The following is a 14778-nucleotide window of genomic DNA, read 5'->3' as shown; positions in this document are numbered from 1 at the left end:
GACTGCTGATGGCTAAAAGCTGAAATAATTAGCCAATGTGATGATAGCCGACATGAGTTGAGAGACCAGCGTGGCCGAAAGCCGATAGCTGACTGCTGATGGCTAAAAGCTGAAATAATTAGCCAATGTGATGATAGCCGACATGATTAGAGAGGCCAGCGTGACCGAAAGCTGATAGCTGACTGCTGATGGCTAAAAGCTGAAATAATTAGCCAATGTGATGATAGCCGACATGATTAGAGAGGCCAGCGTGACCGAAAGCTGATAGCTGACTGCTGATGGCTAAAAGCTGAAATAATTAGCCAATGTGATGATAGCCGACATGATTAGAGAGGCCAGCGCGACCGAAAGCTGATAGCTGACGGCTAAAAGCTGAAATAATTAGCCAATGTGATGATAGCCGACATGATTAGAGAGGCCAGCGTGGCCGAAAGCCGATAGCTGACTGCTGATGGCTAAAAGCTGAAATAATTAGCCAATGTGATGATAGCCGACATGAGTTGAGAGACCAGCGTGACCGAAAGCTGATAGCTGACTGCTGACGGCTAAAAGCTGAAATAATTAGCCAATGTCATGATAGCTGACATGATTAGAGAGGCCAGCGCGACCGAAAGCTGATAGCTGACTGCTGATGGCTAAAAGCTGAAATAATTAGCCAATGTGATAATGGTTATAACAACTTATGACTAGTATAGCTATCTTTGTAGTATGTACACAGGTAAGAGGCATCTTTTTTTTGATTTGGACCATACTTTATGGGATTTCGACAAAAATGCAGAGGAAACACTAAACGAACTTTTTATTTCTTATAAGTTTGTTGATCTCGGGATTTCATCAGCAGATCTATTTATAGAAACTTATACCCGTAATAATCAACGGGTGTGGGCTCTATACCATAATGGAAAGATTGATAAAACAGAATTACGAAGGGCGAGATTTGCGGACACTTTTCAAGAATTGGGTTTATCGCCTACGCTTTTTCCGAGCTCCTTTGAGACTGACTATCTTCGTTTATGTCCGCATAAAACGAACTTATTTCCGGGAGTGCATGAAACACTGAGCTACTTAAAAGAGAAATACGTTTTACATTTAATTTCAAATGGCTTTAAAGATGCTGCAGAAATAAAGGTTATAAAAACAGACATCAAAAAGTACTTTTCGCAAATAATCATCTCTGAAGACGTGGGCGTACATAAACCACATCCCGACATATACCATTACTCCTTAACTGCCGCCAAGGCATCAAAGGAAGAGAGTGTTATGATAGGCGACAGCATTGAGGCCGATATCCGAGGGGCACAGGCCTTCGGGCTAGATGCCATTTACTTTAATCCGAACGGGCTTGAAGAACCCATTGATGTTAAACGTAGTATCAGCGCCTTAACCGAACTGAAGCTATTATTTTAGCATATCGGCTGCGCCGTAAATCGCCGCCATCTCTCCGAGGGCTGCTATTTCGATTGGAAAAGTAAAACCTCTATTACTCAATAATTTGTGGGTATGTTCCAAAAAAAGGCCATGTGCCTTGCTAATATTGCCGCCTAAGACTAAACCTTCCGGCGATTTAATGAGTAGATAGTCGGCAATGAATACGCCTAATGTTTCGCCGAACTCACGAAAAACGCCCCTAGCAACATCATCGGTGGGAACGAGCTCGCACAAAGCCTTCACACTTTCTATATGCTGCCCACTCCGCTGGCAATACGTATCCTTTAGCCATCGCCCGGCGAGGTAGTCCTCCGCAATCCCTTCTCGAAAAGGAGCACACCAAAGATCACCATCCTCTGCATGTCCATTCAAAAACAAAGCACTCCCCAGCCCCGTACCTAATGTTAAGCCTACAGCTTTTTTGAAGGCAGCTCCGGCACCGGCAAACATCTCACCCTGTAGAAAACTAGCAGCATCATTTATAAACTTTATTTGCAAAGGATCGATCCCTAATTGGTTGGCCAATAAATTTCGCACATTGACTTGGTATAGGGCTTCATACTTATTCTGTCCCCTCATTAAGCTAACGCCCTGATCATAATCAAAGGGACCGGGAATGGCAATCCCCACTGCAAGCTTCTCAAAACCACCTTTTTGCAATGAGGCTTTAATACAATCAGTCCAAGCACTAATAATTTCGGAAACTGTATCGTGTGAATTTACTGAGCGCCGTTCGAAGCTATCATTGACTAGTGATTTGCTTTCCAGGTTGACCAATGCTGTTGAGATATGTGATCCTCCGATGTCACAACCTACTACAATTTTATTACTCATTAACGTGTTTATAATTTTTAATGGAACGTGAGGCAAATATAATTAAAGCGTTTTAGCAAAAAAATAAAGCTGCAAAATATTATATATTTTTTTTAAGAAAATGTCATTTCGACAGCAATTATAGTTGATTTGACTAACAGACGAGTATCATCGCTTACGAATTAGGGATATCTAAAGCTTGCGTTGAGATTTGAACTATTCATTGTCAACATTTTATAACGCTTCAGTGCCTGTATATAATAATAATCAGCATAAGGCAATGGCACATCCACTTCAGCCATAACGGGAATATAGCCTGCGCCATGCATTAAGATAAAACCGCCATTAGCTCCCAAAAGCGCAGTATATTCGGGAGATGCCAAGGTTTCGAGCATTGCTTCACCGGCTTTGAAGTATGTTTTACCGTTGTTGGTACTATAGCCACTTAACTCCAAAAAAGCGGCCGACATAATTGCTGCGGCAGAGGCATCTCTATAAGTATTAGGAATATCCGGGGCATTAAAATCCCAATATGGCACTTTATCTTTTGGTAAGTTTGGCTCATTCAGGATGTACTCTGCAATATGTTCGGCATAGTTCAAATAGGTTGGATTGCTTGTTTCCCTATAGAGTACGGTAAAACCATATAATGCCCAAGCCTGCCCCCTTGCCCAGCAAGACTCGTCGTTGTAGCCCTGCGCATTGCGTTTATGTTTAACCTTCCCCGTTTTGGTGTCAAAAGTCACAATCTGACAGGTGCTGTAATCGGGCCGTATATGATTTTTCCAAATCGTCTCGGCCTCGTTGCATGCAACTTTATAATAAGCGGAATCACCGGTAGCATGCGTAGCCCAGAACAGCAGTTCCAGATTCATGAGATGATCGATGACAACAACAAATTCTTTATCATTTTGTCTGGTATCCCAAGAACGAATGGCTTTCACTTTAGCGTTATATCTTTTCATCAGCGTTTTGGCACTGGCTACAAGTGTTTTTTGATAAGATACCTGTGGATCTATTTTCATCGCTGTACCGAAACTATTGTACATGATGGCCCCGAGGTCAGCCAATTTATCATTTGTCTGCTGTTTAGCTAAGAGCTTTAACGTTCGCCGCGCTTCTTTGAGTAAGACACTATCATTAGTTTCTTCAAAAAGGGCCCACAATGTTCCGGGATAAAAACCACTTGTCCACCAATCTGAACCGCTCGTTTCGAGGAAATTATTTGCCTTAACGTAAGTTTTTGGCAATTTATCTTCCTGCAACTCTTCCATGAGTAGCTTGTACTGTGTACTTGCATGTTTGAAGCGTTGTTCAATTGTTTCCGTAAGTGATTTATTCCCCTTTGTCGCGACTTGCTTGCCGGTAGAGCAGCCGCCGATCGCAAGAAGAAATAGCAGTAGTTGTAAAAGGTTTCTTTTGATTAATTTTCTTATCATGCTCGAACTCTGTACCGAAATCCCGGATATAAAAAAGTGCAACCCTATGATGGGTTACACTTTTCTTATAACGTCGTCTTATGCTTTTTGTTGTATGGTTGATTAATCTTCGTTGCAATCATAAAAAAAGATTTTATTAATCAATTTCTTATCAAATATTTGCTCTTTTATCTTTGAAAGAAAAGAGCAGATAGATTCACTGATGAACCTCTTACCAGGTGTTGCAAGGGAATAGATAAACCGAAGCACCTTGCCAATAATCAAGCGGAGATGTATAAAAAATTCTTTTACCGCCCCATCCAACCACCATCTACCGTCAAAATCGTACCATGAACATAGTCGGCCGCTTTAGAGGCCAGAAATACAGTCGGTCCCTTAAAATCATCGGGGTCACCCCACCTTCCTGCGGGGATCCGCGCCAGAATAGATTGGCTTCTTTCTTCATCAGCCCGAAGTGCTGATGTATTATCCGTTGCGATATAACCGGGTGCTATCGCGTTGACATTGACGCCACTACCGGCCCATTCATTAGCAAAAGCTTTGGTCAATTGTCCGACAGCACCTTTTGACGCTGCGTAACCGGGCACGTTAATTCCTCCCTGAAAAGTCAGAAGCGAGGCTGTAAATATAATTTTTCCGCTTCCTCTTTGGACCATATCCTTTCCGAATTCACGTGTAATAATAAACTGGGCAGTTTGATTAATGGCTATAATTTCGTCCCAGTATTCATCGGGATGCTCTGCGGCCGGTTTTCTAAGGATATTACCTGCATTGTTCACAAGGATGTCAATACTTTCGTGATCAGCTTTAACCTTCGCTATGAATTGATAAATGGCATTCCGATTTGAAAAATCACACTGATAGGCATAAAATTTACGACCCAGGGCTGTCACCTCTTTTGCGACCGTACTGTCGGATAATTCAAGGGTCGCCGATACACCGATAATGTCTGCACCGGCTTCCGCCAATGCTATAGCCATTGCCTTACCGATCCCCCTTTTGCAGCCTGAAACCAAGGCAAGTTTCCCTTTAAGATCAAATTTATTGAGTATAGACATATTTTTATTTTATTGAAATGCTTAACGGATTATTTACTTTTTCTTTATAGGATGTTAAATATTGTTCCCATTCATTCGCATTGTGAATCTTTCCTGCCTTATCCCAAGCGCCGCCGTTGTAATAAACCAAAGGTTGGTCGGCAATCGCACTAAAATGTGCCAGCAATTGACCTTCATTTTCGGTGATTTCAGGTAGATCCGTTTGCCCGAGCACCGCTATGCCCAAGGTTCCATCTTCGCCATGAGGAGGTTCCCAATAGGCTGCGACACCTTTGCTCAGGTTTTTTATAATCTTCCCTCCTTCTTCCTGACGAAGCACTATACCTGCCACTAGCGGAAGCTTCCCACCGCCCTCGAAATGATAAAGTAGCTCCACTCTATTCAATTGTGAACCAGCATCTAAGGTAATTGTTTTAGTAAGAGACACGACACGATCGTTCACTTGCCAAGGTTCATAACTTAGTCGAAAGGTAGTGCGCAACGGGCCGTTGTCCAGCACTTCATGCTTACGGTAATGCTTTGAATAAATTATTTTATCGGCTGCATAAGGTGCTATATCACCGGCACCTAAGGTCATACCAACGGAATAATAATCCAATCCATCGCCGTGATCTTTATGGTAGTCGCCGGTTTTATACCACTCATCGACAACTAATTTTTCCGTTCGCTTCGCCCAAATATCAAGCCCCTGTGCATCATCCGGTCTTCCTTCTAAGGCTTTACCATACATCCGGAAAGCGATTCTGTCATTTTCCCACGCAAAATCATCGTATCGTTCCGGTACGTAGCGGGCAAATGTCTTTGCCGTGACCGCGGCGGGCTCCCCCGACACGGCATGGAGTCTGACTTCACTGTTTGCAGGGATCGCTATCCAGATCAACACATTTACAATACTATCGCTGCCCTTTTTCTCCAACTGATAAGCATATTCCTTACCTTTATCATCAACCAGTTTGAAGCGTTTAGGTGCAGAATGGGTATTGTATACCTTTAAAAATTCCCGGTAAGGGATGCTGGCCAATTCCGCACGATCAACTGCTAAAGTGTTAGCTATTACCAGCTGTTTTCCTACTTTATCTTTATTATTACAGGAAAGTAGGCCGACCATCATTATAACAAACGCCAGCCATTTATTTTTCTTGTCCATCTTTAATTGGATAACCTGCATGTACTACCTAAGTTCTGTAATGGCACATCCATCCATATCTCCATAATCCATATTTTCGCCCGCCATTCCCCATATAAAGGTGTAATTAGATGTAGCTGCTCCGGCATGTACCGACCAAGGTGGTGATATGACGGCCTGTTCATTCTGCATCCATATATGTCTGGTTTCTTGCGGTTGTCCCATAAAATGGCAAACCGCCTGACCTTGTGGGACCTCGAAATAACAATACACTTCCATACGTCTATCGTGCGTATGTGCAGGCATTGTATTCCAAACACTACCGGTTTTAAGCTCGGTCATTCCCATTTGAAGTTGACATGTTTCCACCACGCCTGATACCAATAATTTATTTATAACTCGATGGTTCGCTGTTTCCAAACTTCCCAATTCGACTATTTCGGCATCAGCCTTCGTCACTTTCTTGGTAGGATAGGCATGATGTGCCGGAGCCGAGTTTATATAGAATTTAGCCGGGTTATTTTGGTCTTTACTAGCAAAAATCACCTCCTTCTTTCCTTTTCCAATATACAATGCCTCCTTGAAGCCAATATCAAATGATTCACCATCTACTTTAACAATACCGGCACCACCTATATTAATTAATCCAAGTTCTCTCCGTTCCAAAAAGTAAGGTGCTTTCAATGGATCAATGGTTTCTAAAACTACCTCCTGTGCAATAGGCATGACACCGCCAGCAATATATCGGTCGTAATGGGTATATACCAACGTGATTTTGTTTTCTTCAAATAATCTTTCAATTAAGAAATTACTTCTCAAGGCCTCCGTGTCCATGCCTTTCGTTTCGGTTGGACTCGAAGCATAACGGGTTTCATACGTAGTGCTCATTATTTCAGTTTTTATTTTTTTACTAACTAATTGGCGTTTTATTGGGCTAATATACAAGAAAGTCAGGAAAGGCGCAAACGTTTACATTGGTTAATATGGTCATGTAGCTTAGCATATATGCAGTGGTCTAGTTGATTGGAGTAATCCGTTTGATGTTTTATTCTTTCACGTATAGTTTTAACACACGTATGGCATTATCATATGGATCTTTTTCAGGTAATGAAATCGTAACTCCCTTGTTTCCATCACTCTTTACATTTCTCATCTCTCCCGTTTCAACCAATTGACAGTTCTGAACCTTATCTTTAGCTATAGCAAGCTTTAAGGTGTTATCAGGAAGTTCATCCAGTATATGCGCATAGATAATTTGGCCACCTTCTATTCTCTTTTGAGTAAGAACGACTCCCTTGTTTGTTGGTACGTCACGAAGCGGTTGCGTGGCATATACTGCGTCACCGTGAGTAAGCATCCATGCCCCCATTTCCCGTAACCGTCTAATGGCCGGAAGCGGAAGCGTACCGTCCGGTTTAGGGCCAATATTAAGTAAATAATTTCCTCCCTTACTTGCATTACTTACCAAGTAACGTAACATTTGTCCGGATGATTTCCAGTTAAAATCCTTACTATGCCATGCCCAGGTATGATTCATGGTTGCAGGCGTTTGCCACGGTTTATCGAGCAATTGTTTGGGATAGGCATTATCCATCATCTCCAAAAAATCGATCTCGTTTCCGGGGTCATGCATCGCTATACGTCCATTGATCAAACATTTACTGCTTAATTTTCGAACTAAATGAATCAGCTCATCTCTTCGGGCAGGTGTAATCAATTCCTTCGCCTCCTCGTCCCAAGTATCAAACCACAATAAATCAGGGTCATAGCGTTCGATTAATTCCTGAACTTGCGGCAGGCTCTTCTCTTTCCAATATTTTTCGAAATCACGGCTTTTTCTTGCGGGTTTCCAGTAAGGAATAGCGCCATTGGGATGTTCCCAATCCTGCCAATGCGAATAGTAAAAGCCATATTTCAAACCGTATTTTTTACAGGCATCTACAAGCTCTCCTAAAATATCCCGGCCCCTGAGCGGTGTAGCCGCTATATCGTAATTTGAGACATTTGAGTCCCATAATGCAAACCCATCATGGTGCTTGGCAGTTATCACAAAATACTTCATCCCTGCGTTCTTCGCTTCCTTAATCCATTCATCTGCATTGAAACGACTTGGGTTAAATTTTTCGACTAAGGCTTGGTATTCGTTATTGGGAATCTCTAAACGTTGCTGTATCCATTCGGCATACCAGCTTTTTCCGTTTGCAAGTGCTGTATCCGGCATTGTTCTTCCATTGTAGGTACCACCCAATATGCTGTAAAGCCCCCAATGGACAAACATACCGAACCTTGCTTCTTTAAACCAGTTAATTTTCTCGACTTCTTTTCTCGATACCTCTTGCGCAATCACTGAGTAATAAAGGCCAAGTAAGACGAGTATCATACTGAAAAATCGTTTCATCCTTATTAATTTTAACTTACACCATCTCCTAATAACTTACCTGAAATTGGCATGCTCTATAAATACCAATCTTTATAACGTTTAAGCGCTTCCAAAAAATAATAATCTGCATAAATAATTGGTCTATCGATCTCAGAATTTAATGGAAAAGCGCCTGTGCTATGCTGTATAAGAAAACCACCATTTTCGCCAAGTTTAGATCGGTAAGTATCACTTGCTAAAGAACGCAACATCTGCTCTGCACTTTTCAAATACAAGCGTTTTTTATCCCCCTCTACATATTGCCCGAGTTCCAACAATGCGGAAGCTATAAGTGCACCGGCAGAGGCATCTCGTTCAGCATAAGGCATGAAAGGCGCATCGAAGTCCCAGTAGGGGATTTTGTCTTCCGGAAGATTGGGATGATTCAAGATAAAGGCGGCAATGCCTTCTGCTTGTTTCAAATAGGCTTCATTTTTCGTATCTCTGTACATGAGTGTATACCCATAAAGCGCCCAGCCTTGCCCCCTTGCCCAAGCAGAACTATTAGCAGCACCTTGCCAGGTAGCTTTTCTGCGTACCGTTCCATTGTTTGGGTTATAATCAATTACATGAAAGGAACTGAAATCGGGACGGAAATGATTCTTAAGCGTTGTGTTCGCATGTGTGATCGCGATTTCTTTATATCGCTTATCGCCTCCATGATCGCTCACCCAGTTCAGCATTTCGAGGTTCATCATGTTATCAATGATCACGGGACAGTCCCAGAACTTATTTTTATTCCATGATTGAATCGCTTGAATTTCGGGTCTATAACGCGTTGCTAAAGAGGCAGCCGATTGAAACAGAATATCCTTATAGGCATTGTCACGCGTGATACGATAGGCATTTCCGAAGCTACAAAACATCATGAACCCCAGATCATGGTTGCCGGTAAAAGTTTTATTCGGTTCAATCAATTTTAGCGTTCGCAAAGCCTCTTGATGGATAGTTTCATCTTTTGTTTGCTCATAAATCAACCATAATGATCCCGGATAAAAACCGCTGCACCACCATTGAATGTCGCGCGCGTCGATTTTGCCTGTTTTCGGATCCCAATTTTGAGGCAACTTTTCAGATGGTATATTATTGGCGAGCACTTTATATTGCGCTCTTGCAAAATCAAAGTTTGCTTGAATCAGTTCTTTCATGCTTTTAGTTTGCGCGAAAGACTGTATACCTGATAGCATGATGCTTATAAGTATAAAAACCGGCTTGATTATTTTGGCCATCGTTATATTGGTTAAGTGTTTGGATTATGACGGCCAAAATAGTAGAAATAAGTAGTAATTGCAATCGATTACATTACACAATCGTTTGCATAAATTTCACGTTGTCATTCGCCTCACCAATGTTACGGGAACGATTTCTCGCGTATCATTTATAGCCCTTAGGGATTTATCCTTTAACAAGTTCAGCAATTTTTGGGCAACCCGATTTGCCATTTCAACAGGATGCTGGTCGATTGTTGTTATCGGTGGCGAAATAATAGACGCTCTCGGATCGTTTGAATAACCGACAATCTTCAGTTCATCAGGAATTTTTATCCCTTGTTCCCGAGCAAACTCGACAGCCGCTAAAGCGGTTGTGTCGTTTGATGCAAAAATGCCGTCAGGTCGCTCCTTACCGACAAATATCTGCCTTAGGCTATTCCACGCATTTTCCGCCGTAAGTTCTTGATAGAAACACCATTTCCTTTCAAGTTTTATTTTCGCTTTGTCTAAAGCATGTTGAAAACCTTCCGTTCGTTCCTTATAGATACTACATGACAATGGCCCCGAGATATAAGCAATTTTTGAACAGCCGGTTTCTATCAGATGATTGCCGGCCAACAAACCACCACGATAATCGTCGCCTTTGATAATATGAGCTGCATAGTTTTTTGTTGGAACCCGATCGTAAAAAATTAAGGGGATGCCCTGTTTAGTGAAACCATCGAAGTGCTTATAATCCTCTGTGTACAACGCTAACGAAACGACCAAGGCGTCTACTCGTGAAGAGTATAAGGTTGCGGCCAGCTTCTGTTCGATCGATTCGGAATCATTCGACTGGCAAACCATTAAGCTATATCCCTCTTCCTGCAACCTATTCTGTAAAGCGGTAATAAAAATCGCATGGAAGTACATGGAGATTCTGGGCACAATCATTCCAATGATATTAGAGCGCTTATTTCTTAACGACGAGGCCATGCTATTGTGTCGGTAGCCTAATTCCTCTGCCTTGTCCTTCACCCGTTTCCGGGTTGCTTCACTTATTCGAGGATTATCATTTAATGCTCTCGAAACGGTTGCAGCCGAAACGTTCAAGGCCTCTGCTATATCAACAATGCTAATTTCGGACTTATCCGGTTTATGTTCTCTCATAAAACCCAAACATGGAGTCTACATTTATTTAATATTGGCCAGTACTTAATAAAACGAGCGTGCAGGCATAAACAGGTTCAATTCCATTGGTTTTCGCCAATGCAGCAAGCTCATCGTTTTCTGTACCTGGGTTAAATATAATACGTTTAGGCTTAGTTTTCATAAGATAATCATAATATTGTCCTTGCAGTTTCGGCCCAATATAAAGGGTGACGGTATGAATATCGTGTAAAGGCTCTCCGGGCGGGACAATATCTACTCCTGCTACTGCGTCCTTTTTGATTCCCACATTAACAATTTCATGGCCAGCTGCCACCAAGCGATTCGCGGCTAAATAAGCATATCGCGCCGGGTTAGTGGTAGCTCCTAATATAAGGGTTTTCATATTCTTTGTCTATTTATTTGTTATTCGTCGTTGGTTATTAGTTATTGGTTATTGGTTGTTCGTTATTGGTTGTTCGTTATTGGTATTGCTTTAGGCTTTACCACCTTGCTATAAGCAAGCATTAGGCCGCACGCCATGGGCCTCACTCCTTTAACGCTACACCCCACACCTTTCACTTCACACCTTATTCCCTATCTCCTATTCTACTAACACAATTCATGCCATCGATAGCCGCCGAAACAATTCCGCCCGCATAACCTGCTCCTTCGCCACAGGGGTATAAACCTTCGATCTCGGGGTGTTGTAAAGTATCTTTATCTCTAGGAATGCGTATCGGAGAAGAAGTTCTGGATTCGACACCAACCAACACGGCCTCATTTGTATAATAGCCTTGCATTTTTTTTCCAAAAAGTGGCAAGGCGCCTTTTAGTGCCTTATATATAAAGTTCGGAAGCAACTCTTCTAATTGAACGGATTTCAATCCAGGCTTATAAGAATTTATAGGTAAATCGGCTGACAATTTTCCTTCTACAAAGTCTATCATTCGTTGTGCGGGCGCCACCAGTTGTCCACCACCCAGGTCATATGCTTTTCGCTCGACTTGTTGCTGAAATGCGAGTAAAGCAAAAGGATTTGTGTGCGCCCCTGCAACGTCTTCCAAGTTCACCTGAACAACTGTTCCTGAATTCGCGTAGGGATTATTTCGTTTAGATGGCGACCATCCGTTCACTACAATCTCGCGCTCACCGGTAGCACAAGGTGCAATGATGCCGCCAGGACACATGCAGAAGGAAAACACGCCTCGATTGTCAATTTGCTCAACCAGGCTGTAGTAGGCCGGTGGCAGGTGCTCACTCCGTATCGAACAATGATATTGGGCTTGATCGACAATTTCCTGGGGATGTTCAATGCGCACGCCCAGAGCAAATGGTTTTGCCTCAACCAACCATTTCTTCCGTTCAAAAAGATAGAAAATATCTCTCGCCGAATGCCCTGTAGCTAAAATGACATGATTACCAACTACCTCTTCCCCATTGTGTAAAACAACGCCTTGTAATTTCTTATTCTTAACGACCATATCGACTACCTTGGAGTCGAAACGTATTTCTCCTCCAAATAAAATGATCTTTTCGCGAATAGCTTCTATAATATGTGGTAGTTTGTTCGTTCCGATATGCGGTCGAGCGTCCACAAGGATGTCCGGCGTAGCACCGTGATCGACGAGGATTTGCAGAACCTTTTGCACATCACCCCTTTTATTAGAACGTGTATACAACTTTCCATCGGAATAAGTACCCGCCCCCCCTTCACCAAAACAGTAGTTCGATTCCATGTTAACTAAACCTGCTTTGTTAATCGCCGCTAAATCACGACGCCTGTCTTTCACGGCTTTGCCCCGTTCCAAGACAACTGGTTTGAAACCTAGCTCCAAACATTGCAGGGCTGCAAATAACCCTGCCGGTCCAGCACCTATAATAATAACGGGTTGGCTTTTTGAAACGTCTTGATAATTAATTTTCGGAACGGCTAAGGGTGCTGCTTCATCTATATAGATAACGAGGCGTAATCGGTACACCACTTTTCGTCCGCGGGCATCAATTGATCTTTTTCTGATTTGAAGCGATTGGATACGTTTCGGTGTTACCTTAAGTTGTGCGGCCGCCTGTCGGAGGATGAAGTGATCGTCCGAAATATTTTCGGGATTCACCGCTAATTCGATTTCTTTTTGCATACTATATTGCCCGGTTGTTATCCAGGATATACAAAGGTAAAAAATTTTGTTGTCAGTCATTTATCTCAAGATAAATCCTCCGAGATTTGACTTTTAATGTAAAGAGGTTGTTGTTTAAATTAAAAGAACGTTTTTGTTTTTCTTTTTATTCGTTATTGTTTGTTTTAAAAAGCACTCATGCTACTTCGTGGTTTCCGCAAAAAAGAACAAAAACCGACCGTAGGGAGCTCATGAGCACCAAAAATAGACAGAACGCGAATAAACTCATCGCTTGGAAGTTTGCTACAACGGTAGTGCATCAACTTGCAAGCCGCAAACTTCCTAGGCGATATTTTAGCAGAACGGAAGGCTTCTACTTTTAACCCGACTTATTAGCTTTAGCCCAGTACTATAGCCTTGTGCGCGGGAGAAGCGGCCTTGGAGGATACCGACGCAACGGGCAGCAAAGCATTTGCACCTCTGTTCATTGTGCAGTATCCAAGCGGATTGAGGAAGTGAAACGGCTCCAATATGCGCCGTTGATGCTTTGCCATCAGGTGCAAGGTAGCCTACACACGCCTTGATCTTTTGTAACTTTTGGATCAAACCAAAAGTTAAATAAAAAAAGGTCAAGAAACCTTCCCGTTAAGTAAAGCTTGAATGCCTTAAAAAAACGAAAACTTAATGAAAAGAAAGAAAGAAGTTAAAATAAACGTTCTTTTAAAACCATCAAATATGCAATATATGTTGTCCTGTAAAAGCCGGACTGACAAAGTCGGTTGTTTATAATAAATGGCAGAACATTTGCTATAGCAGAATAAGTTCCGGAGATAATATCAACGGAGGTTACTTGTAGACGGCTAATTTGTATTTGTATTCGTGAATAACAAGCATTTTACATAAGTTTGTTAAGCAGGTAAAAATGATCAACATTAAAAGAAAAGACAATGATTAAAAGATTTATTTTTGGTTTAGTTGGCTTGATTGCCACCTTATCGCTGAGCTCATGTGGCTACAATAGTATGGTTAAATTGGATGAGAATGTTCAATCCAAATGGGCTGAGGTGGAGAATGCCTATCAACGTCGCGCCGACCTGATTCCGAATTTGGTGAATACCGTAAAAGGTGCTGCCAATTTCGAACAGCAAACATTAACAAGTGTAGTGGAAGCGCGTGCGAAAGCGACATCCATTAATATCGATCCATCGAACCTAACACCGGAAGCCATAAAAAAATTCGAAGACGCCCAGGGCGCTCTTACAGGATCATTAAGTCGTTTAATGGCTGTAGCGGAAAACTATCCTGAGCTAAAAGCCACTGAAAGTTTTCAGGGTTTACAGGCTCAACTAGAAGGAACAGAAAACAGGATTGCCGTTGCGCGTCGTGGCTTTAATGAAGCGACACAACAATACAACTCGACAATCCGCTCTTTCCCGAATAATTTGATGGCTGGTATCTTTGGCTTCAAAGCAAAGGGCTATTTCACCTCTCAGGCCGGTGCGGACAAAGCGCCTGAAGTGAAATTTTAAACGATAATGTACCACACGGAAGGCTCGCCTGAGGGCAAGCCTTTCACACTTTAACCTTCGGAAAGAGATGAATATTTTCAATAGTGAAGAACAAGAACACATTGCACATGCGATTGGTTTAGCGGAGGCAAATACCTCCGGAGAAATCCGCATTTGTGTGGAGAAAAGATGCGATCAGGAAGTACTTTCTCGTGCAGCAGCGTGTTTTAACCAACTTGGTATGCACAAAACCAACCTGCGCAATGGTGTACTCATTTACCTTTCTGTTGACGATCATAAATTTGCCATTATAGGCGATGCCGGTATCAACAATAAAGTTGAACCTGACTTTTGGGACACTACAAAGGATAAAATGCTGGCCTATTTCAAGACTGGCAATTTAGTAGAAGGTATAATAGCGGGCATTGAATCTGCCGGAAGCAAACTTAAAGTTCTATTTCCACGTGAACATGACGATGTAAACGAACTGCCTAATGATATTGTGTTTATGAATCGTCCAAAATAAAGCAA

At 42.2% G+C, this 14778-nt stretch carries 13 protein-coding genes; 3 read left to right on the top strand and 10 right to left on the bottom strand.

Annotated elements, in window-relative coordinates; all coding sequences use genetic code 11:
* Positions 1-708: 708 nt before the first annotated feature.
* Complete coding sequence (locus M1D52_RS03140; protein ID WP_130858136.1) at positions 709-1407, top strand: YjjG family noncanonical pyrimidine nucleotidase; 699 nt, start codon at positions 709-711, stop codon at positions 1405-1407.
* Here M1D52_RS03140 and M1D52_RS03135 read toward each other — a convergent pair.
* The 10 genes from M1D52_RS03135 to M1D52_RS03090 all read right to left on the bottom strand — a co-directional run bounded on the left by M1D52_RS03135 (position 1399) and on the right by M1D52_RS03090 (position 12760).
* A complete protein-coding gene (locus M1D52_RS03135; RefSeq protein WP_013664029.1) occupies positions 1399-2262 on the bottom strand; it encodes an ROK family protein in 864 nt (287 codons plus the stop codon). The genes M1D52_RS03140 and M1D52_RS03135 overlap by 9 nt on opposite strands.
* 161 nt (positions 2263-2423) lie before the next feature.
* A complete protein-coding gene (locus M1D52_RS03130; RefSeq protein WP_289554364.1) occupies positions 2424-3680 on the bottom strand; it encodes a glycoside hydrolase family 88 protein in 1257 nt (418 codons plus the stop codon).
* Between the two features lie 287 nt (positions 3681-3967).
* A complete protein-coding gene (locus tag M1D52_RS03125) occupies positions 3968-4732 on the bottom strand; it encodes an SDR family oxidoreductase (protein WP_198140348.1) in 765 nt (254 codons plus the stop codon).
* Between the two features lie 10 nt (positions 4733-4742).
* Entirely contained in the window at positions 4743-5885 is a 1143-nt protein-coding gene (locus M1D52_RS03120; protein WP_437393748.1) for a DUF4861 family protein, read from the bottom strand.
* A gap of 24 nt (positions 5886-5909) precedes the next feature.
* Positions 5910-6752, bottom strand: coding sequence for a 5-dehydro-4-deoxy-D-glucuronate isomerase (kduI, locus tag M1D52_RS03115; protein ID WP_437362161.1), 843 nt, complete (start codon positions 6750-6752; stop codon positions 5910-5912).
* 157 nt (positions 6753-6909) lie between these two features.
* The gene (locus M1D52_RS03110; protein WP_437393749.1) at positions 6910-8262 is read right to left on the bottom strand and encodes an alpha-L-fucosidase; all 1353 of its coding nucleotides are present in this window, start codon (positions 8260-8262) and stop codon (positions 6910-6912) included.
* 56 nt (positions 8263-8318) lie between these two features.
* Positions 8319-9512 carry a glycoside hydrolase family 88 protein gene (locus tag M1D52_RS03105; RefSeq protein WP_437393750.1) on the bottom strand — a complete coding sequence of 398 codons (1194 nt, stop codon included), beginning with the start codon at positions 9510-9512 and terminating at the stop codon, positions 8319-8321.
* A gap of 96 nt (positions 9513-9608) precedes the next feature.
* Entirely contained in the window at positions 9609-10643 is a 1035-nt protein-coding gene (locus tag M1D52_RS03100) for a LacI family DNA-binding transcriptional regulator (protein ID WP_013664036.1), read from the bottom strand.
* Between the two features lie 28 nt (positions 10644-10671).
* Positions 10672-11028 carry a CoA-binding protein gene (locus M1D52_RS03095; RefSeq protein ID WP_437393752.1) on the bottom strand — a complete coding sequence of 119 codons (357 nt, stop codon included), beginning with the start codon at positions 11026-11028 and terminating at the stop codon, positions 10672-10674.
* A 184-nt stretch (positions 11029-11212) separates the two neighbouring features.
* The gene (locus M1D52_RS03090) at positions 11213-12760 is read right to left on the bottom strand and encodes an NAD(P)/FAD-dependent oxidoreductase (RefSeq protein WP_437393754.1); all 1548 of its coding nucleotides are present in this window, start codon (positions 12758-12760) and stop codon (positions 11213-11215) included.
* A gap of 926 nt (positions 12761-13686) precedes the next feature.
* On the opposite strand from M1D52_RS03090, the gene M1D52_RS03085 reads away from it, so the two are divergent.
* Complete coding sequence (locus tag M1D52_RS03085; protein WP_013664039.1) at positions 13687-14268, top strand: LemA family protein; 582 nt, start codon at positions 13687-13689, stop codon at positions 14266-14268.
* A 67-nt stretch (positions 14269-14335) separates the two neighbouring features.
* Complete coding sequence (locus tag M1D52_RS03080; RefSeq protein ID WP_013664040.1) at positions 14336-14773, top strand: TPM domain-containing protein; 438 nt, start codon at positions 14336-14338, stop codon at positions 14771-14773.
* Positions 14774-14778 lie beyond the last annotated feature (5 nt).

Source organism: Olivibacter sp. SA151, assembly GCF_054130995.1.
Note: the sequence above shows the minus strand (reverse complement) of the source record. Positions and strands in the feature narration are given on the sequence as shown.